We start from the raw sequence: 24,310 nt of genomic DNA, 5'->3' as shown, positions 1-24,310 counted from the left end.
AATTGATTTAAGTGGGAGTGAGGAAGTCCGAAAGTCGGAAAAGTCTGAAGACCGAACACATAGTTTTATTATAATTTACAAATGAATAATATAAAATCTTCCGGACTTGCGGACTTGCGGACTTCCGGACTAATTCCATACCTCAAAAAAGGCGACAAAATAGCCATCACCTGCCCTGCCAAAAAACTGCCCAACCCCATGACAGATGCTATCGCGCTTCTGCAGAGCTGGGGACTGGAAGTTGTTTTGGGAGATACTGTAGAAGCCTCATTTCATCAATTTGCCGGCGATGATGATTTTAGGGCAGCCGATATGCAGCGTTTTATTGACGATGACAGTATCAAAGCCATCATTGCCGCCCGCGGGGGCTATGGAACCGTGAGGATGATTGACAAGGTTGACTTTAGCCGTTTTGCACAAAATCCAAAATGGCTCATCGGCTTTAGTGATATAACGCTATTACACACTCACCTGTTCACTAATTATGGTGCGCAAACCATACATGGGCAAATGCCTGTTAATATTCCTGATGCATCGAAACATTCTATAGATACATTAAGGCGGGCGTTATTTGGCGAAGACTTAAGTTATGAATTTGCAACACACGATACCAACAAGCCCGGCGAAGCTATGGGTATTATTGTAGGCGGCAATTTATCGCTGCTGGTGGCTTCTGCAGGTTCAGTATCTGATTTAGATTATACGGAGAAAATCCTGTTTATTGAAGACGTTGGCGAATATCTGTATTCGGTAGATAGAATGCTGCGGATGTTGGACAGGGCAGGGAAGCTAAAAAGCCTATCAGGTTTGGTAGTAGGTGGTTTTACGGATATTAAAGATAATGATATCCCCTTTGGCCAAACCGTATCGCAAATAGTGATGGATATTGTAAAAGGATATAATTATCCCGTGTGTTTCGATTTCCCGGCCGGGCATATTCCGGATAATAATAGTTTGGTGTTGGGGCGAGAGGTAGGATTGCTGGTTGATGAAAAGCAGGCTAAATTGTGGTTTAAATAAAGGTTTTAAAAAGTTCCCCTCTTGAGAGGGGGCGCGGAGGAATGAGCGATAGAAGGGGTGTGTTTCGGCTGCGTTCATCAGCGCTTTGCATAAACACACCCCTTCGCCCCTCTCAAGAGGGGAATCGCACGGTCCCCGCTTTTTAATTCCTTAAATTGACGGCTATGCTCTCAAGAGGGGAATCGCACATTCCCCTGCTTTTAAAGCTCCCCCTTTAGGGGGCTGGGGGGGCGGGGCAAACCAATTCGCGTATCAGTAGTTTATATAACATGGCTAAAAAACCGCTGCTTGAATTTACAGATAGAGGGATTTACTGCGCGCAGGGCAAATTTTATATCGATCCATGGAAGCCGGTTGATGATGCTGTAATAACCCACGCCCATGCTGATCATGCTTATTGGGGGCATAAACATTACCTTGCCCATCATCTTTCGCGCGAGGTTTTGTTGTACCGTTTAGGCGAAATCAACCTGCAAACGGTTGAGTATGGTGAAATAGTACACAAGAATGGTGTTACTGTGTCTCTCTTCCCGGCAGGCCACGTGATCGGCTCAGCGCAGATCCGCGTTGAATACAAAAGCGAGGTTTGGGTAGTATCCGGCGATTACAAGGTAGAAGATGATGGGATTTCTACTCCGTTTGAGCCGGTTAAATGCCATCACTTTATTTCAGAGTGTACTTTTGGGATGCCGGTTTACCAATGGAAGCCGCAGGTACAAACTTTCAATGAGATCAATAGTTGGTGGCGTCATAATCTCGATAACGGACTGGCAACAGTAATTGTAGGTTACTCCTTAGGTAAAGCACAACGAATCTTACAAAACCTCGATTTGTTTAATGGCATGGTTTACACCCATGGTGTTATCGAAAATACCAACGAGGCCCTGCGCCGTAATGGCGTATTGTTAAACCCAACTGAGCGGATAACCCCCGAAAGTTCAAAAGAAGAGGTACGTAAAGGAATCATTATAGCCCCACCGTCATCGGTAGGTACGCCCTGGATGCGGAAGTTTCAGCCTTATAGTTTTGGTTATTGTTCAGGCTGGATGGCCATCCGTGGCGCCAAACGCCGCCGCGCTGCCGACAGGGGTTTTGTGCTTTCTGACCATGCCGATTGGGATGGCCTTATTAGTGCTATTGGTGCTACGGGTTGTGAATGCGTTTACCTTACCCATGGATACACAGCCACGTTTTCGAGATATTTAAATGAGATTGGTTTTAATGCCCGGGAGGTGCATACGCTTTATGGCGGCGAAGAAGAAGCCTCCAACCTCCCCGAAGGGGAGGCTCCAAGCGCCGGAGAACCAGAAAAGGAAGTCCTCTCCTTTGGAGAGGATTTAGGTGAGGTTGGAGGGGCCGATTCATGAAAGCCTTCGCCCAACTCTTTCTTTCGCTTGACGAAACCAATAAAACCAACGAAAAGGTTAAAGTATTAAAAGACTATTTTAATACGGTGCCCGATACCGATAAAATGCACATGCTTGCTTTGTTTACCGGTCGCGGGCCAAAACGGCAGATCAATTCAACGCTGGTACGAAACTGGGCCATCGAGGCATCACACATTCCTCCCTGGCTGTTTGAGGAAAGCTATCATGTAGTGGGAGATTTGGCAGAAACTATGGCATTACTTATGCCTCAAAGTGACGCGAGCAGCAGCAAAACGCTTACCGAATGGATAGCCGAGATCAATGCCCTTAACTATAAAACCGAAGAGCAAAAAAAAGAATGGCTGATGGATTCATGGGCCATGCTTGATAACCAGGAGCGCTTTGTTTTTAACAAACTGCTTACCGGCAGTTTCAGGGTTGGGGTATCGCAAAATCTGGTAATCAAGGCGCTGGCGGATATTTCCGGACTCGAACCCGCAGTACTTACCCATCGCATTATGGGGAGTTGGCTGCCCGAAACTTATCAGTTTTCGCAATTGATAGCAGAGCAGGATGCCGAAGCTAATATCTCCCGGCCTTATCCTTTCTTCCTGGCCTATCCTATCCAGGAAACGTCCGAAAAACAAAAAACTCCTGCTGAAGTAGGGATCGCCCTCGGTGATGCATCCGACTGGCAGGCTGAGTGGAAGTGGGATGGGATCCGTGCGCAAATGATAAAGCGTAATGGGGAAATATTTATCTGGAGCCGCGGCGAAGATCTGGCTACTGAAAAGTTTCCTGAGCTGCATCTCTTTTTAAATGCCCTCCCCGATGGTACGGTGATTGACGGTGAGATCCTCAGTTTCCAAAATGGCTTGCCTATGCCGTTTAACGTGCTGCAAACGCGTATCGGCAGAAAAAATCTCAGCAAAAAAATTCTGGAAGAAAGCCCGGTAGCCGTTATTGCTTATGATTGCCTGGAACATAAAGGCGAAGATATCCGCTATAAATCCCAAACTGAAAGACGGGAAATTTTGGAACAGTTACAAACAGAGACACGGTATTCCGAAGTGTTCCGTATTTCATCGCTGATTCAGTTTGAAAGCTGGGAGCAGCTTGGAAGTATCAGGGAACAGTCGCGCGCTATGATAGCCGAGGGGATCATGCTGAAACGCAAAAGCGCGGCCTACCAGGTAGGCCGCCGCCGGGGCGATTGGTGGAAATGGAAGATCGATCCGTTATCGGTTGATGCTGTAATGATTTACGCACAAAAAGGTCATGGCCGCCGGGCCGACCTATACACCGATTACACTTTCGCCGTTTGGGATGGCGACAAGCTGGTACCTTTTGCCAAGGCTTATTCGGGGCTTACCGATGCGGAGATCAATAAGGTAGACTATTTTGTAAAACGCAATACCATCGAAAAATTCGGCCCCGTACGTACCGTAAAGCCCGAGCTGGTGTTTGAGATAGGTTTTGAGGGCATCAATAAATCAACCAGGCATAAATCGGGTATAGCATTGCGTTTCCCGCGGATCCTGAGGTGGCGGCATGATAAGCCCAAAGAAGAAGCTGATACACTGGAAAGCTTAAAGGCATTACTAGGCGAATAAACACTATAATTTAATACCTTTGCGGCTTCAATATTAAAAAAACCTAACTATCAATAACCCAATATGATTGTAATCAGCAGTTTTCAGGAGTTTGAACAGCAGGTTGGCAACGACCTTGGCGTATCATCATGGCACACCATTACGCAGGAGCAGATCAACAAATTTGCCGATGCAACCCTCGATCATCAATGGATCCATACCGACCCGGAAAGGGCAAAAACTGAAAGCCCATTTAAGTCAACCATTGCACATGGCTACCTTACACTTTCACTTATCCCTCACCTATGGAAAGAGATCGTAAAGATCGAAAACCTGAAAATGGAAATTAATTACGGTATCGAAAACCTTCGTTTTGCACAACCGGTGCTGGTTGATAATGAAGTACGATTAAAGGTAAAGCTGACCAGCTTGCTTAACCTTCGTGGCACAACGAAATCCACCATGGCCATCGAACTCGAAATAAAAGACCAACGCAAACCGGCTTTCACCGGCGAAGTAGTGTTTTTATATCATTTTATTGGGTAAACCCACACTTAATAATCGCCCGTTATTGCTGTGAGGTACGAAGCGATGACGGGCGATTTAGATTTACAGAGTTACCTGTACAAGCTTTTGCTCTCAATAAATTTCAATACCGGATCTGGTACAAAAAACTGCACGTTCTTTTTTTCGGCTATTGATTTGCGGATAAACGTAGCCGAAAGTTCCATAAGCGGCGTCATGGTGATGGTAACCGAAGGGTGATCGGCCAGTTCGGCATTTTCATACCCGGGGCGCGGGTACACGTAAATGCGGTAATCGCGCAGGATAAGCTTATAGTTTTTCCACTTATGCAGGGAGCCAAGGTTATCCGAACCCATGATGAGGGCAAATTCATGCTCGGGATATTTTTCCTTTAAATGGGCAAGGGTATCAATGGTATACGATGGCTGGGGCAACTTCAGCTCAACATCGCTCACACTAATATTGGTTGCATTATCAGTAGCCAGGCGGGCCATCTCCAATCTGTCATAAGTGTTGATCAGATCGCCATACTTTTTTAACGGATTCTGGGGCGATACAACCAGCCATACCTTATCAAGCGTGGTATGGTTTGCCATATAATTGGCAATAATCAAATGCCCTATATGTATAGGATTAAATGAACCAAACAGTAAGCCTATCTTCATGTTGTGCCCCTAACCCCTAAAGGGGAAATTAAAAGTTTTGTAGATTAAATGCTCCCGGTGTACAAAATGAGTTTTTTGCACTCCCCCTTTAGGGGGCCGGGGGGCTAATAAAGTTACTCACCAATTCCTCAGCCTCTGCGCAAGCAGTTTCAAGATCGTAATTTTTGAGTATAATATCAAATTGCGGAGCGTATTTAAGCTCTTTTTCTGCTTTAGCAAAGCGTTCTTTTAGTTTTTCTTCGCTATCGGTGCCACGGCCGGTCAACCTTTCAATTAAAACCTCAAGCGATGGCGGTTGTACAAATATAGCCAAAGCCTGGGGGCCATATTTGCGTTTAAGGTGAAGGCCACCCTCAACGTCAATATCAAATATTACTGTTTTGCCTTTTGCCCAGATGCGCTCAATTTCAGTACGGAGCGTGCCATAAAAAGTACCGGTATAAACCTCCTCAAATTCAACAAATTGCTTTTTGGCTATGCGGTGCAAAAACTCTTCTTTGCTTATAAAGTAGTAATCTTTTTCATGCACCTCATCGCCGCGGCGCTCACGCGTGGTGGCCGAAATAGAAAATTCAAGATCAGGAATTTTTCCCAGCAAATGATGTACTATTGTGGTTTTACCAGCACCCGACGGAGCCGAAAATATGATGAGTTTACCGTTTTGGCTCATAGTTTATAGTTCATGGTTCATAGCTGGTTATAGTAATGGCGTTAATCCATGAACTATGAACCATCATCTATGAACTTTACAATACGTTTAACAGTTGTTCTTTAATTTTTTCAAGTTCTTCTTTCATGCCTACTACCAGTTTCTGGATGTTGGCATCATTGGCTTTTGATCCTAATGTATTGATCTCGCGACCAATCTCCTGCGAAATGAAGCCCAGCTTTTTGCCGTTTGCATCAGCGTTTTTTAATGTTTCGATAAAGTATTCGCAATGCGCTTTCAGCCTTACCTTTTCTTCGGTAATATCAAGCTTATCAATATAATAGATCAGTTCCTGTTCAAACCGGTTTTGATCTATAGCTTCGCGGCTTGCGGCTTCTGCTAAGAATGTATTAAGGCGCTCTCTAATTAAAGGAACACGTTTAGGATCTTCCAGTTCAACAAGCTCCAGGTTTTTTAATATAGTGTTAATACGCCCTTTAATCTCCTGTTCAATAACATTACCTTCCTGAGCCCTGAAGTCCTGGAAAGCGGCCATCGCCTGCTGAAAAGTTTTTTCAACGGCTTTCCACTCATCTTCGGATATGGTATCTTCTTCGTATTTAACAACTTCGGGTAAGCCCAATGCCAGCTGAAGCAGGTTGCCGGTTGGCTCGCCGAGCTCTTCACTTACTGATTTTAGCTGGTTGTAATAATGTTTGAGCAGATCTTTATCAATGCCTGCCGCTTTTACTGATTGACTTACCTGCTCGGTGTTAATAGATAAGTTAACTTTACCGCGCTCGATGAGTTTACTGCAGTCATTACGCAGCTGAAACTCTTTTTCGGCAAAAATCTTCGGTAAACGAAGCGATAATTCTAAAAATTTGCTGTTCAGGGATTTAACCTCTACGGTGTATTTTGTACTGCCCGAATCAAAACTGGCAATTCCATACCCTGTCATGGATTTTATCATGCGCAAAGATAGCAAATTTAGTTAGAGGTTAGAGATCGGAGATTAGAGGTTAGGTCACTGTTAAATTTCGGATTTGAAATAAATTCAATAGAGAGAATTTATCATTCAAAAAAACTGTCCTGTCCTGAAATAGGTTGACAAAAAAAGGTTAACAAAAAGGCAGGAAACATGACAAAAAGAAGTGTAAAAGTAGTTCGGTACAGTATTAGCTTTAAACAAAAGGTAGTGCGGGAGATAGAGGAAGAGGGTCTTAGCCTGGCAGAGGCAAGCCGGCGCTATGGGATCAGCGGAGCTGAAACAGTAAGCAGGTGGCTTGGGGCTTTAGGAAAACAATATTTACAAAACAAGGTAATCAGAGTGGAAACGAAAGCAGAGCAGGATCGGTTATTGGAATTGGAACAAGAGGTAAAAAAGTTAAAGCTGGCTTTGGCTGATGCTTACCTGGCCAGGGATTGTGCGGAGGAAGTTGTCAAACAGGCAGGTAAGCTATATGGAGAGGATTTAAAAAAAAAGTTTGGCGGCCAAGTATCGGGGTACTCCGGTCGAAATATGGATTAAGCGAACTATGTGGTTATTTTGAGGTAAGCCGGAGTGGCTACTACAAGGCGGTGTCTGCAGCGGACCGGAAAGCATTAAATGAGACGATGGTATTGTCGTTGGTTCACGAGGTGCGCCGGTATCATCCGCGCCTGGGGGGCAAGAAACTGTATTTCCTGTTAAAAAAAGATATAAGTAAAGCAGGAATAAGAATGGGCAGGGATATGTTCTTTGAGTTGTTAAGCAGGAATAAGCTATTGGTAAAAAGACGTCGTAAGTATGTATCTACGACAGATTCTTACCATCGGTTTAGAGTTTACAGGAACCTGATGAAAGACAGGCAGCTTACGGGCGCTCATCAGTGCTGGGTATCAGATATTACCTATATCCGCACTTCAAAAGACTTTGTATACCTGTTTCTGATCACAGACGCATATTCGCGAAAGGTGGTAGGCTGGTATTTATCAGAAAGCCTTAGAATTGAAGGGGCTATCCGTAGCCTGGAAATGGCCATCAGGCAACGGCAGCCTGCGGATAATCTGATCCATCATTCAGACCGGGGGATCCAGTATTGCAGCAATGATTATACAAAACTGCTAAAAAAGGCTAAGATCGGCATTAGTATGACCGAAGAGAACCATTGTTACGAGAATGCCATGGCAGAACGGGTGAATGGGATACTGAAACAGGAATATGGCCTTGATAGCACGTTCGATTCAGCAAAGGATGCAATAAAGGCAGTAAAAGAAGCGATTGGCTTTTATAATATGAGCAGGCCGCATTGGTCATTAAACCTGGCTACGCCACAACAGCTACACATGGCAGCTTGACTTATCAACAAAAACAAGCTCCTTTTTAAAAGAAAAAAAGAAGCAAAAAAAGAAAAGCTGTTAATAAGTCGGAAACTCTCCGAGTTGCCGACTTATTAACAGCTCAAATAAACAATAATAATGTCTACTTTTTTCAGGACAGGACAAGTAAAACTAACCTCCATTCTCTAACCTCCAACCACCAAAGCGAAGCGCTTTAACACTTTTTCACATTTCAAATAAAATACACTTCCTATATTTACGTTCAATTATCACTGATGCGCAACTATTTATACCTGCTTGTAACAGGCGTTCTATGCCTTATAACCGTTCATGTTTCGGCCCAGGAGTTTACGGTAAAAGGGGTTATCTCAAAAAAGGTGACTAATGAGCGTGTAGGACAGGTTTTTGTTAAAGATCTGAATACCAAAACATTGATACTTAGTGATGATGTTGGCTGGTTTAGCATAAAGACCCGTGTTGGCGATACCCTGCTTTTTTCCCGCGATGACTATACCCCTCAAAAAGTAGTGGTACTGAACAATAGCGACATGCCCGTTTACATGCAGCCCATTATAAAACTTGACGAGGTAAAAGTCGTTGGCCAAACCAAACGGCAGGAAATAAACCAGGTATTGAACGATTATAAGAAACAGGGAACTTATTATAATGGCAAGCCGCCGGCGTTATCTTTTTTAAGTAACCCGGTAACCGGTCTTTATGAGCTTTTGGGCACAACCCCCAATCGCGCACGTCGCTTTGCTCAAAACGCCCAAAGTGAATTGGAGCAGGCCGAAATTCACAAACATTACAATATTCCATTTGTGAAGCAATATACCGGACTGGCTACCGATAGCCTTGCCCGTAAATTCATGAATTATTATACGCCTACCTATAAGGATATCAAAGCCTGGACTGATTATGACCTCATAAAGCACACCATACGGGCATATGAGTATTACAAAAACAGCAGTGATAAAGAAAAGCTCGAAAAGCTAAACAGTCCAACATTCATCGTGCCCGATTCAACTGTAAAACTGGGAGAGGGGCCGGTGCAGCTTAAAAAAGAAAAGCAGCCACCGCTTTAATTGTTAAAAAACTTTGAATCAGATGCCCAAGGCTTCGCATGCTTTTTCGGCGGCAAGTTTTTCGGCGTTCTTTTTACTGAATTCTTTGCCCGAGCCCATTACTTCACCATCTATATTGGCCTGTACAGTGAAAAGCTTGGTGCTTTCGCCGTCCTGGTTGGTTACCAGTTCAAAAATAATATCGCGGCCATGTCGCTGGCACCATTCAATAAGCTTGCTTTTGAAGTTAGTTTCCGTTTGCTCAAGCGTATGAATATCAATATGAGGTTTTATGATGTGGTTGATGAGGAAGTTTTTGGTAAAGTCATAGCCTTTATCCAAATAAACCGCGCCAATCAAGGCTTCAAAGGCATCGCCCAGTAATGATCCCTGCCTGCTTGAGTTAAGCATGCGGTTATCATACTCAATCAATTTATCAAAGCCAAGTTTTTTGCCGAGTGCGTTAAGGTTTACACGGCTTACTATTTTTGAGCGTAATTCGGTCAAAAAGCCCTCATCTTCATAGGGGTATAATTTAAAAAGTACTTCAGCAACAACACTGCCCAGTACGGCATCGCCCAAAAACTCCAAGCGTTCGTTACTGTTTTTTACCCCCTTCTTGATGTTTTGGGCTACCGATTTATGACGGAAAGCCATGCGGTATAAAGACAAATTGCCCGGCACAAAACCGAGCAAATTCTTTAAAATTTTAACATACTTTCTGTTGGGTGATATATAAAGCTTGTAGAACCGACTTATAGGCATCAAACCACAATTAATCTTCGTACTTTTTAAATATTACAGAAGCGTTGTGTCCGCCAAAACCAAATCCATTGCTTTGCACTATATTAATATCGCGTTTTTGAGCGGTATTGAAAGTGAAATTGATCTTAGGATCAAAAGCCGGATCATCAGTAAAGTGATTAATGGTTGGAGGGATGATACCATGTTTTAATGCCAGTATCGATGCAATAGCTTCAACCGCGCCGGCAGCACCAAGTAAATGGCCAGTCATTGATTTGGTTGAGCTAATGTTGATACGGTAAATATCATCGCCAAACACATCCTGTATTGCTTTAATTTCCTGCGGATCACCGATTGGGGTTGATGTGCCGTGAACGTTCACATAATCAATATCGGCAGGGCTAAGGTTAGCATCTTCAAGGGCTGCGCGCATTACAAATGCGGCACCTAAGCCATCGGGATGAGGTGCTGTCATGTGATAGGCATCGGCGCTCATGCCGCCACCCACCATTTCGGCGTATATTTTAGCGCCGCGGGCTTTTGCATGCTCTAACTCCTCTAAAATGATAGTACCTGCTCCTTCACCGGCCACAAAACCATCCCTGTCCAGATCAAACGGACGCGATGCCGTTGCCGGATCATCGTTTCGGGTTGATAATGCGTGCATGGCGTTAAAACCACCTATGCCGGCTTCGTTGATAATGGCTTCAGAACCACCGCTGATGAACATGTTAGCTTTACCCAAACGGATGTAGTTAAATGAATCTATCAGGGAATTATTTGATGAAGCACATGCCGAAACAGTAGTGAAGTTGGGGCCACGCAAACCATATTTAATAGATATATGGCCGGGGGCTATATCGGCAATCATTTTAGGGATGAAGAACGGGTTAAAACGCGGAGAGCCATCACCTTTGGCAAAGGCTGTCACCTCGTCGAGGAAAGTTTTTAAACCCCCAATACCCGAGCCCCAGATAACGCCAATACGGCTGGTATCCAGTTTTGAAAAATCTAATCCTGCGTCTTTTACGGCTTCTTCGGTTGAAAATAAGGCGTATTGTACAAAGGGATCCAATTTGCGGGCGTCTTTACGGCCCAAAAAACCATCCGCGTCAAAGTCTTTTACTTCGCACGCGAACTTAGTTTTGAATTTTTCGGTATCAAAACTTTTGATCAAGGCAGCGCCACTTACTCCATTGATCAGTCCGTTCCAATAGTCTGAAACAGTGTTACCAATAGGAGTAAGTGCTCCAAGCCCGGTTACTACAACTCTTTTAAACTCCATTTAATCCAGTTAAGGAGTTTTATTTAACGTTTTTTTCAAGGTAAGCAACTGCCTGGCCAACAGTACCAATAGTTTCAGCCTGATCGTCAGGAATAGCCACGTTAAATTCTTTTTCAAACTCCATGATTAATTCCACGGTGTCTAACGAGTCGGCACCAAGATCGTTGGTGAAACTCGCTTCTGGCGTAACTTCACTTTCGTCAACACCCAGTTTTTCTACGATAATAGCTTTTACTCTTGAAGCGATATCAGACATAGTCTTTATAGTTTAATGATTAATAAAAATTCAGTGCAAAGAAAAATAAATTCTGTCAATAAACAAATCTAAAACTTTTACAATATAAATCTCTAAACAAAATTTTATTGAAACGGTTTGTATTAGTAATTTTGACGGTGTAAAAGTAATGATTTTGAACAGGAAATTTTTAAAGTTTGAGATCGATTTTGATTTTGTGCTCATTGCAGTAACAAGCTCACTTAAAGATTACCGGGTTTGTTTTCTTATAAACAAGTACTTGAATTTTAATTTCGTAAAAACCGATGACCTGGAAGTAGATATTTACCCCGGGAGCGAACCTGTTTTGTTTTCATTATACCGTTACAGCTGGGAAACCACCGAAACAGACTTCTTCTTTATAGGCAATAAAGGCTCAGACGGCTACCTGGTGCCTGAAATAAAAAGTGCCGACTATTTTTTAATGATTCGTAACTATATAGATGATAATGAGCTTGATACGATCATTTCATCGCTAAATAAAATACCAGAGATAGTTGCAGCTGTAAAGATTGACCCAAAAAAAATAAAATCACGGGAAAATCTTTTATTTTAGCGCCGAATTTAAAAAGATGTTGGTTTTACAATCATTAAATACCCTCCAGTTTTAACCCGAATAATATGGAACTATACTATAATCGTACAAAAATTGTTGCCACCATGGGGCCGGCATCAGCTAAAAAGGATGTTTTATTAGCGATGATCAAGGCAGGTGTCAACGTTTGCCGTCTTAATTTTTCGCACGGTAAGCCTGAAGATCATAAGGTAGTGATCGATCTTATCCGTGAAATTAACGAGCAATACAAAACCAATGTAGGTATCCTGGCCGATTTGCAGGGCCCAAAGATCCGCATCGGACTGGTAAAGGACGGCGGTATTCATTTAGTTAACGGAACGCACATTAAAATTACCACTCACGAGTGCATTGGTAACGATGAGCAGATCTATATTACTTATGATACCTTCCCACAGGACGTACAGGCAAACGAAATTATTTTGCTTGATGACGGCAAACTGCAGTTAAGGGTTATTGAAACCAACAAAATTGATACAGTTATATGTGAGGTTGTTCACGGCGGTATCTTAACGTCACGCAAGGGGGTTAACCTGCCTAACACCAAAGTGTCTATCCCAAGCTTAACCGAAGAAGATTTGATCAACCTTGAATTTGCCCTTAAACAGGATGTTGAATGGATCGGTCTTTCTTTTGTTCGCACAGGCGAGGATATCATTGACTTGAAACGTATTATAGCACGCAACGGTTCGGCGGCTAAGGTAATTGCCAAAGTTGAAAAACCGGAAGCTATTGAAAATATTGATGCCATTATTGCTGCAACCGATGGTGTAATGGTTGCCCGTGGTGACCTTGGTGTTGAAATGCCGCTTGAAGAAGTACCGTTACTGCAAAAAATGATTGCCCGTAAATGCCGCGCTGCTTCAAAACCGGTTATCGTAGCTACCCAGATGCTGGAATCAATGATCACCACACCACGCCCAACCCGTGCCGAAGTGAATGACGTTGCCAACTCTGTACTTGACGGTGCCGATGCGGTTATGTTAAGCGGCGAAACATCAGTTGGTGAGTTCCCGGTTATTGTTATTGAAACTATGGCCAAAATTGTACGCAATGTTGAAGAATTAGGCTATCCGTTTAACGCTCCAAAGCAAGCGACAGCTAAAGACCCTTCTTCTCCGGATTTCCTGATCAATGCACTTTGCGAATCTGCCGTACATATTGCTGAGCAAAGCAATGCGGTAGGTATCGTTTCCATGACTACTTCAGGTTATACTGCATTTGAAATATCAAGCCACAGGCCTAAAGCCAGTACATATATATTTACATCCAACAAGCAGCTATTGAATGCGCTTAGCCTTGTTTGGGGTGTGAGGGCGTATTATTATGATCAGCTGGAAAGCACAGATCAAACCATTGCCGATGTTAACGACACTCTTAAAGCCGAAGGCCTGATTAAAACAGGCGACGTAGTTGTTAACACTGCTTCTACACCTATAATTAAACAGGGTAAAACCAATACGCTTAAATTAAGCGTTGTGGAATAAGGCTATTTAAAATCTTACTTTTAATGAAGAAGGCTCGCCGGGATAACTGGCGGGCTTTTTTGTTGGCGGGATATGCAGGCATCAATGGAATAGCGCGTTCCGCCCTATGGGATATAAGATGAGGTCCCTTCATAAAAAACAATGCCGGCTACCCGAAAGTAAACCGGCAAAGCACAATTAAAATCAGGCATAATTCAGGTTTAAGTTGAAAGGCTGATTTCTCTTGCTATCCTAAAAAATAAAAGGTAGATGCTTAAATAAATTTATCCGCGTTTATAAAACCTGTTTGAGCACCTGCTGCAGCGATAGCGTTTTACTGCAAGCCGGGGAAGGAACAGTTTAACAATAGCACCTCTTTTTATCCGGTCGCAAAATTTGTTTTTGCATCTTGGCCATATTGCATCAGGCGCTTTGCCGATAGTTGGTATTGTATCGGTTTGGTTGTTAAGGGTACGGAGATTATCCTCATTAAAAGTCACAGTCATTATATTAGGGGGTGATTGTATTTCACAAAGCTGCCTAAAAGCGATATAATAAAACTGCCATTTAGCTTTATAAAACCGCCATTTGCTTAAAAAAAGCCTCCTGTCAGTTAAAGATTTCTGAAATTAAAAAGACAATGATAATCGGCCGGATTGTTTAAAGTAGCTCGTTAACGTCGCGGCCATAATGTTCCTTAAACAATTTGCCAAAGTATGCAGGTGTATCAAACCCCGCGGCATATGATACTTCGGCAATGGTGCGGTACTTTCCGCTTTCGATAGCTTCGCGTGCTATTTGTAATTTAATGGCGCGGATGTATTTATTAGGCGTAAGCCCGGTAATTGATTTTATGCGGCGAAACAATTGCCGCTCACTGATCGCCAGTTCATAGCTCAGTGCGGCAAGGGTAAGATCGGTTTTTCCGGTATGTTTTCGTACCTGGGCTTCCAATTCCTCAAGCCAGGATAAATCGGCAGGCGAAAGTTTCAAGCCCGGGTTTTCTGCCGGTTGTTCAATCTGCTGACCATTGGTTCCTGTAATCAGCTCTTCATCATCAGGAATGGTAGCCCCGGAGCGGGCGGCGGCGTTATTAATAAGATTGACAGCGCGTGCAAGCAATTCGCTGCTTAAAAATGGTTTGGTGAGATAATCATCAACACCAATATGAAGCGCTTTAAGCTTATGCCGTGTATTGGCCAGTGCGGTGAGCATGATCACCGGGATGTTGCAGTAAGCCGGGCTTTGCTTCAGGGTTTCAAGCAGGGTAAAGCCATCCATTTCGGGCATCATCACATCTGATATGATCAGGCTGGGCATTACCGGCATATCCTGCAGTTTTTGCAATGCTGCGTGGCCATTGCCGGCAGTGATGAGTCGATATTGTGGCCGTAAAATATCTGCAATATAAGCAGCCATTTCATGATGGTCTTCAACCAGCATAATAAGCTCCCCGTTAGTGTCTTTTCCTCCGGTTTTAATATTCGAAACAATTACGGCTTCTGTTTCGGGCAGTTCAGTTGCCGGCTTTTCAGTTGTCTTAAGCGGAATCTCTATCTTAAAAAACACACCCTTTCCCCAATTATTATCAACCGCAATATGCCCGCCCATCAGTTCTGTAAGTTCACGCGCTATAGCAAGGCCTATGCCTGTGCCGCCTTCTAAGGGTGCATTATTACCTCGGCCCTGGTAATAACGGTCAAAAATATTGGGCAGATCATCCGGATGAATCCCCACACCGGTATTGGCTACTCCAAACTCAATCATTCCCAGCTTAATATCAGCAGTAATGGTTATAGTACCTGCATGAGGCGTAAACTTAATGGCATTACTGATGAGGTTATTAGCTATTTTTTCAAACTTTTCCTGGTCGAGCAAAACAAAAAGCGCCGGATCAATGGAGTTGAGCAATCTGTAATCGATTTGTTTATATTCAGCGGCTGATACAAAACCCTGGTATAGTATCTTTACAAATGATAATAATGCAACGGGCTTGGGTTGTAATGCTAATTTCCCTGCTTCCAACTTGCCAAGATCAAGCAATTCGTTGGTCATATTGAGTAGCTTTTTGCTATTGCGTAATATCGAGTGCAGCATGTTACGCTGTTCAACTTCATAATTAGTAAAAGCCAGGAGCTGAACCGCCGGCCCCATGATGAGCGTTAATGGAGTGCGTAATTCATGACTTATGTTTGCAAAAAAGCGTGTTTTCATAGCATCCATTTTTTCCAGCTGACTATGTTCTTCGGCCAGTAAGGCCGTCTCTCTTTTCTTTTTAAGAATAAACCAACGGTAACTGATAATGGAGGCCATTATTATAAACAGCGCAAGCACAATTAAAAAATTCCGTTGTACCTCAACCAGCTTAGTTTCACCGGCGGCGATTAATAATCGTTTATCGGCCTGGTATTTTTTATCCAGTTCGGAAGCATCCCTTGCTTTATCGAGCTGGTTGATGCTGTCATTAAGCCGCCGGTACAGATAACTATACTTAAAAGCGTTTTTATAATCGCCAATACCTTCATATGCATCGGTTAAATGATTATAGATGTTTTTTTGTACGGTGATGTTACTTTGCGATTCGGGTTGGAGGCTAACGGCCATTTCACCGAATCGTGCGGCCTTCTTAAACTCCTTATGATCAACATACATGGTCATAAGTTCATTAAGGTTATGCTTTTCGAGAGTTTTGAAATCGCCTTTGCGGGATAATTCCAGTGATTTCATCAGGATCTCCTCTGCCTTTTTATCCTGGTTGGTCATGAGGTAAAGCCGGCCCAGATTGCCCTGGTAACGGGCTATGCTAAAATCAGAAAGAAAATGAGCATACTTTTTATCAAGTACCTGTTCCATTAGCCAGGTAGCTTTTACCAGGTTACCCGGCGACGATATACTCCGTTCGGAAAGGATGTTGGATAAGTTACTCAGCGCAAAAATATAAGAAGCTGTATCTTTTATGCTCAATGCATCTTTTGAAGCTTGCTCAGCATAAGGCAGGGCTTGTTTAGGGTTACCAATCGACCGATAAATATCGGCAATACAGGCGCGGCAGTCTATACTTAAACTTTTCCATCCCCTGTTATCGCACTCTTTCAGTATTTTAAAAGCAACGTTTAAGGCTTCAACCGTTTTGGCTTCGCGGCTGAGCATGTAGGCTACCATTATTGGTGCTTTTTCATAAGTAAGTGAATCGGCCGTGGTTGTCAATTTGGTAGCTTCACGGCCAAAGGTTAAAGCATCATGTTCATTACCTATGCCATAAGCCTGGTAAGCCCGGGCCAGCAACACCCGCGCTTCAAATGGTTTATTGTTGTTTTTCCTGGCCGAATCGATCAGTTTTTTTGCAAGCACAGCTGCCGAATCCGGACTTTTCATGCTGCGGAGCATTTTTAGTACAGGTTCTTTAGCGGGCCGGGATTGACTTTGAGCCAGTGCAGCAAAGCTGCATAAAATGATAACACAAAAAGGGATGATCCTTCGGAAAAGATGAACAGGGTAAATTGTAATAGGGGTCATGATATTGAAGCCCAAATTACAATTTTATCGGCGCCTGGAATTACCTTAATTTGAAATAAATCTCCTTATAAAAAATTTTTATCCAAAGTTTTTTCAGCTTACCTGTTTTAAATCAATAGTTAAAATTGCCTGTTTTGTTGTTAATATTACACAATTAAACCTATGCCAGCTTAAGCTATAATTGATTACTTTAGCGCTTTGCATCGATATAAAAATTGATAATGAAACACTACGGACTAATAGGCTTCCCGCTTTCGCACTCATTCTCAAAAAAATTTTTTACCGAAAAATTTGAAGCCGAAGGCATTACCGATTGCCGCTATGATCTTTACCCGCTCGAGAATATTAAAGATTTGCAGGACCTGCTTGACGAGCATCCCAATATTTGCGGACTTAATGTTACCATCCCCCATAAAATAAACGTGATGCCGCTGCTTGACTGGATTGAGCATGACGCACGTACTGCCGGCGCCGTTAATTGTATCCGTGTAACCGCTGAAAGCCCGGTGGCTGCCGCCTTTTCAGGCGAAATAGGTGTTAAAGACCATGATTTCAGGCTGGAAGGGTATAATACCGATATTTATGGTTTTGAAGAGTCATTAAAACCCTTAATTGGTGATGGTAATGATGATGCTCTGGTTTTGGGCGATGGCGGTGCTGCAAAAGCTGTAAAGTGTGTACTGGAAAATTTAGGTATAACTTATAAAGTTGTTACCCGCAAACCTACACACCATGCGGATAATATTTTGTTTAAAGATCTTCAGCCACACCATATCTTACAGCACAAACTTATCATCAATACAACTCCTTTGGGTACCCATCCTAATATTGATGAATGCCCGCTTATACCTTATGATTTTATAGGTGAAGATCATATTTTATATGACCTGATATATAATCCAGAAGAAACCCTGTTTTTGAAAAAAGGGCGGGAGCGCGGTGCTGTTACCAAAAATGGTTACGAAATGCTGGTTTTACAGGCCGAAAAATCATGGGAGATCTGGAACTCAAAGGAGAAACATCCATGAAGTATGTAAGTTTACTGGCAGCAGTGCTATTGTTTTTGTTCGCATGCAGCGGCAATCATGATTACGCGCCCAAGCCCCGCGGCTACTATCGCATTGCGTTCCCTAAAAAAGAATACCAGGATTATGCTGCCGGTTGCCCGTATGCTTTTACATATCCCAGGTACGCCTTTATTGAACCAGATAAAAAGCGGGGTGCCAAACCTTGCTGGATAAACATGCAGTTCCCGCGGTTTAATGCCACGCTGCATTTAAGCTATCAGCCCATCACCTCAAAAAAAGAGTTTAACCAACTGGTGGAGGATGCCCGCACCTTCGCCTTTAAGCATACCGTAAAAGCCACATCCATTGACGAAGGCATCATCCATTATGCCGATAAAAAAGTTTATGGCATTTATTATACCATAGACGGCAATGCCGCTTCATCGGCGCAGTTTTTCCTTACAGATAGTGTACATAATTATATACGGGGAGCGCTATATTTTAACACCGAACCCCGGCTCGACTCCATACAACCTGTGCTTAGTTTTATAAAGCAGGACATGGCGGTGATGATTAAAAGTTTTAAGTGGAAGTAGAAGCCAGAAGCAAGACAACAAGATAATAGAAGCAAGACTTTAAGAGCTGGATATTTTAACCATGCAAAATTGCTATATAGGTATTGAAATAGGCGGAACCAAACTGCAAATAGTTTTGGCCGATGATAGTTTTATTATCAACAGGACATTTCGTTTTGCGGTAGACAGAGTGTTGGCTGCCGCAGGGATCAGGGAGCATATTGCCCAAACCATCACCAATATTTCAAAAGAGTATATCATTAAAAGTATAAGCATCGGTTTTGGCGGACCGGTTGACAGGGAGGCGGGCTGTATTGCTAAGTCGCACCAGTTAAGTGGATGGGACGGATTTAATATTTCGGGCTGGTTGCAACAGCAGGTTAATGTACCGGTTATTTTGGAGAATGATGCTAATGCAGCGGCCCTTGGCGAGGCATTAAAAGGGGCCGGGCGTAACTATGAACATGTATTTTATGTAACGCTTGGCAGTGGTGCAGGTGCCGGAATGGTTATTAACGGCCAAATTTATCACGGGACAAAACCTGGAGAAGCTGAGATAGGGCACATCCGCCTTAACCGCGAAGGCCTTACGCTTGAAGATAGCTGCTCGGGCTGGGCGGTTGACAAAAAGATCCGTACAGTAATCGCTCAAAAGCCTGATGGTAAACTGGCCCAACTTTGTGCGGATGTAAATGGAGGCGAGGCAAAAATGTTACTAACTGCTTTGGAACAGGGAGATGCAGATGCGCTGAAAATATTGAATGATACCGCTGCCGATCTGGGTTTCGGCTTATCACATGCCGTACATCTTTTTCACCCTGATATTATAGTGGTAGGGGGAGGCTTATCTTTGTTGGGAGAGCCCTTGCGTATTCGCGTACAAGAGGTTATCCGGGCTAATATCATGGCCCTGTTTTTACCCGGTCCCCAGGTTGTAATAGCCGAATTAGGCGAACTGGCAGTACCCGTTGGGGTAATTGAAAACCAGAGGAGGCATGTAGGTTAATTCAATTTCCTTTCGGGGAGTTCTCGCAAATTGAGAAAATCATTCCACCTGAATAAGCTTGCCTCTATAGTAACCATCCCGGCCAGGACGAAAAATATGGCTTAGCTATCCCCTAAAACTTATTTGTTCTGTTTCCGCCAAATTTACAAACACGCAGATGGATCTGTTGTTAATAGTACAGCGGTGTAATAACTGCCAATAATTAATAAACAATGAAACTCATCAAATTCAATAAAATAGGTAATGATATCCGGTTGCATACCGAAAGCCTTGCCCATATGGGGTTTAGGAAAATATTTGAAGGCATCGATCAGCTTAAAATAAAAAACGGCGTTGATAAACTCGGTCTAGAAGGTTTTATTAACCAGTGCGCTTGTCTTGCAGCAGGTTCGGGGGCTATGGCCGGCAGCGGAGGGATGTTTACCCTCGTAGAGGGGATCCCATTTGATTTCATCAATTTAATCACCCAGCAGTTTAGAGCTATTATGGGCATTATGTATTATTACCGGGGCACGTATGATAATGGGTTCGACGATTTTATGTCGTTAGTGGCAACATCCGTAAGGGTGGAAGCCGGCGTGGCTATCACCAAAACCATGATGGAAGGCATTGCCGAAAGGATGCTCATGATATTAGGTACCCGCACTGCCGAACGCCTGGTTCCGGTTGTAGGCGCGGTTATTGGCGGTACGGCAAATTACCTGTTTATTAAACGTATGGCCGAACAGGTGAAGCGGATGCAAAAGGACTTTGTGGTTATTGAAGTAGGATAGGGCAACTAAGCGCAGAGCAGGCATATAGGCCTTTAACTTTAGCTTTCAAGTAATTACAGATTGAACTACGGTTTGATGATATACCTGAGTTGAATAAGTCCGCTTGAAAATTGTTCGGCACCAAGCAATACCAGGTTAATGCGTTCTTTTATATTTGTAAAAAGGGGTTTTCCACTGCCTAAAATTACCGGGTGTACTGATAGTAATAATTCGGAGATTAGATTTTTTTTGATAAACGCTTCAACAAGTTCTGCCCCGCCAAACAACCAGATATCGCCTCCTTCCTGGCTCTTTATTTCTTCGATCCTGCTTTTAAAATCAGCAGACCTCAGTATTTCAACATTATCAGCTTGCGGATCATGAAGTGTATCTGAAAACACATAAATTTTCATGGCGGCAAACATTTTTGGATCGGTACGCATGATCAGCTCATAACTTTTGCGCCCGATGAAGATGGCATCACAGGCTTTAAAAAAGTCGGTAAGGCCATAATCCTGGTCGTCAAAGCACCAGTCGTACTCACCATTAGGGCCCTCAATATAGCTGTCGAGGCTAACAGCGACGTTTAAGATTATTTTACGCATAGCACTATTCTTCGGGTGTGTTGTTCATTTCCTGCCATTGCTTGCTAAATGATTTATTAGCTACGCGAGGCATCTCGCGTAAATGGCCCCAGGTACGTTTAAAGAAGGTTTTAAGCAGGAAGTTTTTCATGCCGCCGCCAAAAAAATCGGTAAGCTTGCGTTTAAGCATTCCCTTTTTCCAGATAGCCCAGCCCCAGCGTTCTTTATTGGTAACCAGGTTTTCATTCACCGCATCGCGGCGGTTAAGGAGCAACATTTTATGGATGTCGATCTTAACCGGGCAAACCTCGGTACATTTACCGCACAGGCTTGAAGCATAGCTCAAGTGTTTGAAATTTTCCATCCCCTGGGTATGCGGGGTAATAATAGAGCCTATCGGGCCACTGTAAGTGGTGGCATAAGTGTGGCCTCCAATGTTTTTATAAATGGGGCAACCGTTAAGGCAAGCCCCGCAACGGATGCAGTAAAGGCCCTGGCGCTGGTCTTTTTTTGCCAGCAGATTGGTGCGACCATTATCCAGCAGTACTACGTACATTTCCTCAGGTCCGTCGGTTTCATCCGGCCGGCGCGGGCCACTTAATATAGTATTGTAAACGGTAAGATTTTGCCCGGTGCCATGAGTAGATAGCATTGGCCAAAACAAGTCCAGATCGGTAATGGAAGGGATGATTTTTTCAATACCAACAATAGCAATATGGATTTTAGGGAATGTAGTACAAAGACGCGCGTTGCCTTCATTTTCGCTGATGGCGATGCTGCCGGTATCGGCTAATAAGAAATTGGCACCGGTGATACCTACATCGGCCTGTACATATTTTTCGCGAAGCAGCTCGCGGGCTTTCAGGGTAATTTGTTCGGGCGTGGCATCAATGGGGGTGCCAAATTTTTGGTGGAAAAGCTTCGCGATATCCTCCTTGCTGAGGTGCATAGCCGGGGTAACAATATGATATGGCTTTTGGCCCAACAGCTGCACTATATATTCACCCAGGTCGGTTTCAAGCGATTCTATTTGATTGCCCTCCAAAAACTCGTTCAGGTGAATTTCTTCAGTAACCATCGATTTGGATTTCACCACAGTTTTGGCATTGGCTTTTTTGATGATGTTCAGGATTTCGCGCTGGGCCTCCTCAACGTCATTTGCCCAGATCACTTTGCCACCGCGTTTCTGAAAATTGGCCTCAAACTCGGGGAGGAATTTGTCGAGGTTTTCCATCACCTTCCATTTAAGCACATGACCTTTCTTCTTGGCATTATCTAAATTAATAATGCGCGATAGGCCCCGCGATACCGCCGTATTGTACCGGTCAATATTGAAGTTGATGATGCGACGGTGATCGGCATCAAAAGCCTTCTCCTCCGATTTTACCAAAAATTCTTCAGCGGTTGCTCCCATATATGCGAAAGTAGGATTTTTGTTTTATTTTTTGGGTGAGTGGTTGATTACGTTGATTATGTGAGTGGTTGTTTTTGAACAGATAAGATGTCAGAAGGTTTTAAATTTAGTGAGTGGTTTTCGCTGTCACGGATTACGCTACGCTAACCTGCGGCAGTTATGTATAAAACACAAAAGGCGCATATGCGCCTTTTGTGTTTTATTTTAATGAGAGAACCGCTCTCCCAATCAACCACGCACTATTTCCCTCCGCCTGCAACTGCATCCACTACGGGACGCTTATCGCGGTTAGCAAGTTCCCAGCCGGTATAAAATACCAGTTGAGCGCGTTTAGCGAGTAGCGGGAAGTTGATTTTGCTTACCTCGTCGCCTGGTTGGTGATAATCGGCATGTACGCCATTAAAGTAAAATATGATTGGTACGCCGTGTTTTGCAAAGTTGTAATGATCGCTGCGGTAGTAAAACCTGTTAGGATCATTTGGATCGTCATACTTATAATCAAGTTTTAGTTTTGTATAAGTATTGTTGGCATTCTCTCCAATTTCATGCAGTTCCTTGCTCAGCATGGCCGAACCGATAGGGTATACATAATTCGCGGAATCAGGTTTACCGATGTACTCCTCACCTACGCGACCGATCATATCGATATTTAAATCCGTGATGGTATTAGCCAGCGGGAATACAGGATGATCTGAATAATACTCAGAACCCAATAAACCTTTTTCTTCGCCAACGTTACCTAAAAACAGGATACTGCGGCGGGGGCCATGGCCATCTTTTTTAGCTTTAGAGAAAGCACGTGCAATTTCCAGAACGCCAGTAGTACCTGATCCATCATCATCGGCACCGTTGTTCACTTTATCTTTAGCCTTTTCGTCGGGGTTTAAACCGATGTGGTCATAATGTGCCGAAAAGACCAACACTTCATCTTTTAGGTCGGTACCCTGCATATAGCCTAACACATCAACCGCTTTTACATCTTTTTTAGTGGTTGCGTAGTTTATAACCACATTGTCTTTAATAACAGTAGCCGGAGTAACTGCCGCTACCGAAGCAGATTTAAGATCGGCATAGCTTTTCCCCGTTGGCTTTACCAGTTCGTCGGCCAATGCAGCGGTGATGTTAATTACAGGTGCATTGGTATTTGCCGGCTTAGCTGCTTCGTCTTTAATAGTTAACCGCGGACTTGCTACGCTTTTACCCAAACGAGTCAGTACAGCAGCAATACCCGGATTTGCTGCTAATATAATAGCAGGGTTTTTACTTTGTAAATTTTTTACAACTTTCATGCGCGCATTGCTCATGCGGTAGCTGGTATTGGGTGTAGTTCCTGCTTCGGGCTTATCTTCGTTGATCCAAAGCACAATTTTGCCTGCCAGGTCGGTGCTGCCTATTTCGGCTTCGGTACCATAACCAACAAAAACAACGTCATTTACAGATGTACTTTTATCCGGAAAAGCACCTCCAAAATAGAAGTCGGCGCCATACTCAAATGATCTACCGTTAACAGTAAATGCCGTTACTTTCAAAGCATTTTCGGTAAGAGGCACATCAAAAAAATATGAGCCGTTAACAGGTGCCTGAAGCCCTAATTTTTTAAACTCGGCGGCGATATAGTTAGCGGCTTTTTCGGCGCCGGGCTTACCTGTTTCGCGGCCTTCAAAGGCATCCGAAGCCAGGATGCTTAGGTGCTTTTTCGCGTCGTCGGCAGTAATCAGCCCGGCATATTTCATTGCCGTAGCGTTCTGCTGCGCACAGGCCGTCGTTGCCGAGGCCAGCGCGATAAGCAATAATGGTAATTTATTCATTCTTTTAGTTAATAGTTCGATGTTAGTTAATGGATCATGGTTAATAGATCATAGCCATTAATCGGAGCAAACCCGACTAATCTCTGATCTCTAACCTCCAA

At 43.5% G+C, this 24,310-nt stretch carries 23 protein-coding genes; 13 read left to right on the top strand and 10 right to left on the bottom strand.

What is annotated here, in order from left to right; all coding sequences use genetic code 11:
• Positions 1-81 precede the first annotated feature (81 nt).
• The 4 genes from ABIC84_RS15310 to ABIC84_RS15295 all read left to right on the top strand — a co-directional run bounded on the left by ABIC84_RS15310 (position 82) and on the right by ABIC84_RS15295 (position 4,525).
• Positions 82-1,020 (top strand): S66 peptidase family protein, encoded by a 939-nt coding sequence (locus tag ABIC84_RS15310; protein ID WP_429264090.1) that lies wholly within the window; start codon positions 82-84, stop codon positions 1,018-1,020.
• A 269-nt stretch (positions 1,021-1,289) separates the two neighbouring features.
• Positions 1,290-2,387, top strand: a complete 1,098-nt coding sequence (locus ABIC84_RS15305; protein ID WP_429264089.1) for a ligase-associated DNA damage response exonuclease — start codon at positions 1,290-1,292, stop codon at positions 2,385-2,387.
• On the top strand, positions 2,384-4,000 hold the full coding sequence (locus ABIC84_RS15300) for an ATP-dependent DNA ligase (RefSeq protein WP_429264088.1): 1,617 nt from the start codon (positions 2,384-2,386) through the stop codon (positions 3,998-4,000). The genes ABIC84_RS15305 and ABIC84_RS15300 overlap by 4 nt, the downstream gene beginning before the upstream one ends.
• A 63-nt stretch (positions 4,001-4,063) precedes the next feature.
• Positions 4,064-4,525: a MaoC family dehydratase gene (locus tag ABIC84_RS15295; RefSeq protein WP_090534746.1), complete on the top strand. Its 462-nt coding sequence runs from the start codon at positions 4,064-4,066 to the stop codon at positions 4,523-4,525.
• 71 nt (positions 4,526-4,596) lie between these two features.
• Here ABIC84_RS15295 and nadD read toward each other — a convergent pair whose 3' ends face one another.
• From nadD to ABIC84_RS15280, 3 genes are all read right to left on the bottom strand, one after another.
• A complete protein-coding gene (gene nadD / locus ABIC84_RS15290) occupies positions 4,597-5,169 on the bottom strand; it encodes a nicotinate (nicotinamide) nucleotide adenylyltransferase (RefSeq protein WP_091173065.1) in 573 nt (190 codons plus the stop codon).
• An 88-nt stretch (positions 5,170-5,257) separates the two neighbouring features.
• A complete protein-coding gene (gene gmk, locus ABIC84_RS15285; protein ID WP_429264087.1) occupies positions 5,258-5,839 on the bottom strand; it encodes a guanylate kinase in 582 nt (193 codons plus the stop codon).
• Between the two features lie 76 nt (positions 5,840-5,915).
• On the bottom strand, positions 5,916-6,791 hold the full coding sequence (locus tag ABIC84_RS15280; protein ID WP_229701771.1) for a YicC/YloC family endoribonuclease: 876 nt from the start codon (positions 6,789-6,791) through the stop codon (positions 5,916-5,918).
• 168 nt (positions 6,792-6,959) lie between these two features.
• Here ABIC84_RS15280 and ABIC84_RS15275 point away from each other — a divergent pair, with 168 nt between their 5' ends.
• The 3 genes from ABIC84_RS15275 to ABIC84_RS15265 all read left to right on the top strand — a co-directional run bounded on the left by ABIC84_RS15275 (position 6,960) and on the right by ABIC84_RS15265 (position 9,225).
• On the top strand, positions 6,960-7,349 hold the full coding sequence (locus ABIC84_RS15275) for a transposase (RefSeq protein WP_426589207.1): 390 nt from the start codon (positions 6,960-6,962) through the stop codon (positions 7,347-7,349).
• Complete coding sequence (locus ABIC84_RS15270; protein ID WP_426589718.1) at positions 7,280-8,158, top strand: IS3 family transposase; 879 nt, start codon at positions 7,280-7,282, stop codon at positions 8,156-8,158. The genes ABIC84_RS15275 and ABIC84_RS15270 overlap by 70 nt, the downstream gene beginning before the upstream one ends.
• 257 nt (positions 8,159-8,415) lie before the next feature.
• A complete protein-coding gene (locus ABIC84_RS15265) occupies positions 8,416-9,225 on the top strand; it encodes a hypothetical protein (protein ID WP_129567832.1) in 810 nt (269 codons plus the stop codon).
• Between the two features lie 18 nt (positions 9,226-9,243).
• Here ABIC84_RS15265 and rnc read toward each other — a convergent pair whose 3' ends face one another.
• Genes rnc through ABIC84_RS15250 form a run of 3 tightly spaced genes read right to left on the bottom strand, consistent with a single transcriptional unit; the run spans position 9,244 to position 11,489 of the window.
• The gene (rnc, locus tag ABIC84_RS15260) at positions 9,244-9,969 is read right to left on the bottom strand and encodes a ribonuclease III (protein ID WP_090534754.1); all 726 of its coding nucleotides are present in this window, start codon (positions 9,967-9,969) and stop codon (positions 9,244-9,246) included.
• A gap of 10 nt (positions 9,970-9,979) precedes the next feature.
• Entirely contained in the window at positions 9,980-11,233 is a 1,254-nt protein-coding gene (gene fabF / locus ABIC84_RS15255) for a beta-ketoacyl-ACP synthase II (RefSeq protein ID WP_129567831.1), read from the bottom strand.
• Positions 11,234-11,252: 19 nt separating this feature from the next.
• The gene (locus ABIC84_RS15250; RefSeq protein ID WP_031266521.1) at positions 11,253-11,489 is read right to left on the bottom strand and encodes an acyl carrier protein; all 237 of its coding nucleotides are present in this window, start codon (positions 11,487-11,489) and stop codon (positions 11,253-11,255) included.
• Positions 11,490-11,637: 148 nt separating this feature from the next.
• Between ABIC84_RS15250 and ABIC84_RS15245 the strand changes: the two genes are divergently transcribed.
• Both ABIC84_RS15245 and pyk read left to right on the top strand, forming a co-directional pair.
• The gene (locus ABIC84_RS15245) at positions 11,638-12,063 is read left to right on the top strand and encodes an IPExxxVDY family protein (RefSeq protein ID WP_229701770.1); all 426 of its coding nucleotides are present in this window, start codon (positions 11,638-11,640) and stop codon (positions 12,061-12,063) included.
• A gap of 65 nt (positions 12,064-12,128) precedes the next feature.
• The gene (gene pyk, locus ABIC84_RS15240; protein ID WP_090534757.1) at positions 12,129-13,568 is read left to right on the top strand and encodes a pyruvate kinase; all 1,440 of its coding nucleotides are present in this window, start codon (positions 12,129-12,131) and stop codon (positions 13,566-13,568) included.
• 639 nt (positions 13,569-14,207) lie between these two features.
• Here the strand turns inward: pyk and ABIC84_RS15235 are convergent.
• The gene (locus tag ABIC84_RS15235; protein WP_429264086.1) at positions 14,208-17,063 is read right to left on the bottom strand and encodes a hybrid sensor histidine kinase/response regulator transcription factor; all 2,856 of its coding nucleotides are present in this window, start codon (positions 17,061-17,063) and stop codon (positions 14,208-14,210) included.
• Between the two features lie 221 nt (positions 17,064-17,284).
• On the opposite strand from ABIC84_RS15235, the gene ABIC84_RS15230 reads away from it, so the two are divergent.
• From ABIC84_RS15230 to ABIC84_RS15215, 4 genes are all read left to right on the top strand, one after another.
• On the top strand, positions 17,285-18,091 hold the full coding sequence (locus tag ABIC84_RS15230; protein WP_354486995.1) for a shikimate dehydrogenase family protein: 807 nt from the start codon (positions 17,285-17,287) through the stop codon (positions 18,089-18,091).
• The gene (gldD, locus tag ABIC84_RS15225) at positions 18,055-18,666 is read left to right on the top strand and encodes a gliding motility lipoprotein GldD (protein ID WP_254780280.1); all 612 of its coding nucleotides are present in this window, start codon (positions 18,055-18,057) and stop codon (positions 18,664-18,666) included. The genes ABIC84_RS15230 and gldD overlap by 37 nt, the downstream gene beginning before the upstream one ends.
• Positions 18,667-18,727: 61 nt before the next feature.
• Positions 18,728-19,651 (top strand): ROK family protein, encoded by a 924-nt coding sequence (locus ABIC84_RS15220; protein ID WP_429264085.1) that lies wholly within the window; start codon positions 18,728-18,730, stop codon positions 19,649-19,651.
• Between the two features lie 212 nt (positions 19,652-19,863).
• A complete protein-coding gene (locus ABIC84_RS15215; protein WP_429264084.1) occupies positions 19,864-20,424 on the top strand; it encodes a hypothetical protein in 561 nt (186 codons plus the stop codon).
• A gap of 65 nt (positions 20,425-20,489) precedes the next feature.
• Here ABIC84_RS15215 and ABIC84_RS15210 read toward each other — a convergent pair whose 3' ends face one another.
• The 3 genes from ABIC84_RS15210 to ABIC84_RS15200 all read right to left on the bottom strand — a co-directional run bounded on the left by ABIC84_RS15210 (position 20,490) and on the right by ABIC84_RS15200 (position 24,209).
• Positions 20,490-21,008: a dihydrofolate reductase family protein gene (locus ABIC84_RS15210; RefSeq protein ID WP_429264083.1), complete on the bottom strand. Its 519-nt coding sequence runs from the start codon at positions 21,006-21,008 to the stop codon at positions 20,490-20,492.
• 4 nt (positions 21,009-21,012) lie between these two features.
• On the bottom strand, positions 21,013-22,401 hold the full coding sequence (locus ABIC84_RS15205; RefSeq protein ID WP_429264082.1) for a LutB/LldF family L-lactate oxidation iron-sulfur protein: 1,389 nt from the start codon (positions 22,399-22,401) through the stop codon (positions 21,013-21,015).
• A gap of 239 nt (positions 22,402-22,640) precedes the next feature.
• The gene (locus ABIC84_RS15200; RefSeq protein ID WP_429264081.1) at positions 22,641-24,209 is read right to left on the bottom strand and encodes a M28 family peptidase; all 1,569 of its coding nucleotides are present in this window, start codon (positions 24,207-24,209) and stop codon (positions 22,641-22,643) included.
• Positions 24,210-24,310 lie beyond the last annotated feature (101 nt).

This window comes from Mucilaginibacter sp. 3215, from assembly GCF_050433785.1.
GTDB lineage: Bacteria > Bacteroidota > Bacteroidia > Sphingobacteriales > Sphingobacteriaceae > Mucilaginibacter.
This window is presented reverse-complemented; position numbering and strand designations above follow the sequence as displayed.

Excerpts from the sequence above, each read along its gene's own strand:
- ABIC84_RS15300 (WP_429264088.1), top strand. The coding sequence starts at position 2,384 with ATGAAAGCCTTCGCCCAACTCTTTCTTTCGCTTGACGAAACCAATAAA.
- ABIC84_RS15310 (WP_429264090.1), top strand. The coding sequence starts at position 82 with ATGAATAATATAAAATCTTCCGGACTTGCGGACTTGCGGACTTCCGGA.
- ABIC84_RS15220 (WP_429264085.1), top strand. The coding sequence starts at position 18,728 with ATGCAAAATTGCTATATAGGTATTGAAATAGGCGGAACCAAACTGCAA.
- fabF (WP_129567831.1), bottom strand. The coding sequence starts at position 11,233 with ATGGAGTTTAAAAGAGTTGTAGTAACCGGGCTTGGAGCACTTACTCCT.
- ABIC84_RS15265 (WP_129567832.1), top strand. The coding sequence starts at position 8,416 with ATGCGCAACTATTTATACCTGCTTGTAACAGGCGTTCTATGCCTTATA.
- ABIC84_RS15210 (WP_429264083.1), bottom strand. The coding sequence starts at position 21,008 with ATGCGTAAAATAATCTTAAACGTCGCTGTTAGCCTCGACAGCTATATT.
- ABIC84_RS15230 (WP_354486995.1), top strand. The coding sequence starts at position 17,285 with ATGAAACACTACGGACTAATAGGCTTCCCGCTTTCGCACTCATTCTCA.
- pyk (WP_090534757.1), top strand. The coding sequence starts at position 12,129 with ATGGAACTATACTATAATCGTACAAAAATTGTTGCCACCATGGGGCCG.
- ABIC84_RS15235 (WP_429264086.1), bottom strand. The coding sequence starts at position 17,063 with ATGACCCCTATTACAATTTACCCTGTTCATCTTTTCCGAAGGATCATC.
- nadD (WP_091173065.1), bottom strand. The coding sequence starts at position 5,169 with ATGAAGATAGGCTTACTGTTTGGTTCATTTAATCCTATACATATAGGG.
- ABIC84_RS15275 (WP_426589207.1), top strand. The coding sequence starts at position 6,960 with ATGACAAAAAGAAGTGTAAAAGTAGTTCGGTACAGTATTAGCTTTAAA.
- ABIC84_RS15250 (WP_031266521.1), bottom strand. The coding sequence starts at position 11,489 with ATGTCTGATATCGCTTCAAGAGTAAAAGCTATTATCGTAGAAAAACTG.
- ABIC84_RS15215 (WP_429264084.1), top strand. The coding sequence starts at position 19,864 with ATGAAACTCATCAAATTCAATAAAATAGGTAATGATATCCGGTTGCAT.
- ABIC84_RS15200 (WP_429264081.1), bottom strand. The coding sequence starts at position 24,209 with ATGAATAAATTACCATTATTGCTTATCGCGCTGGCCTCGGCAACGACG.
- rnc (WP_090534754.1), bottom strand. The coding sequence starts at position 9,969 with ATGCCTATAAGTCGGTTCTACAAGCTTTATATATCACCCAACAGAAAG.
- gmk (WP_429264087.1), bottom strand. The coding sequence starts at position 5,839 with ATGAGCCAAAACGGTAAACTCATCATATTTTCGGCTCCGTCGGGTGCT.
- ABIC84_RS15205 (WP_429264082.1), bottom strand. The coding sequence starts at position 22,401 with ATGGGAGCAACCGCTGAAGAATTTTTGGTAAAATCGGAGGAGAAGGCT.
- ABIC84_RS15305 (WP_429264089.1), top strand. The coding sequence starts at position 1,290 with ATGGCTAAAAAACCGCTGCTTGAATTTACAGATAGAGGGATTTACTGC.
- ABIC84_RS15245 (WP_229701770.1), top strand. The coding sequence starts at position 11,638 with ATGATTTTGAACAGGAAATTTTTAAAGTTTGAGATCGATTTTGATTTT.
- ABIC84_RS15280 (WP_229701771.1), bottom strand. The coding sequence starts at position 6,791 with ATGATAAAATCCATGACAGGGTATGGAATTGCCAGTTTTGATTCGGGC.
- gldD (WP_254780280.1), top strand. The coding sequence starts at position 18,055 with ATGGGAGATCTGGAACTCAAAGGAGAAACATCCATGAAGTATGTAAGT.
- ABIC84_RS15295 (WP_090534746.1), top strand. The coding sequence starts at position 4,064 with ATGATTGTAATCAGCAGTTTTCAGGAGTTTGAACAGCAGGTTGGCAAC.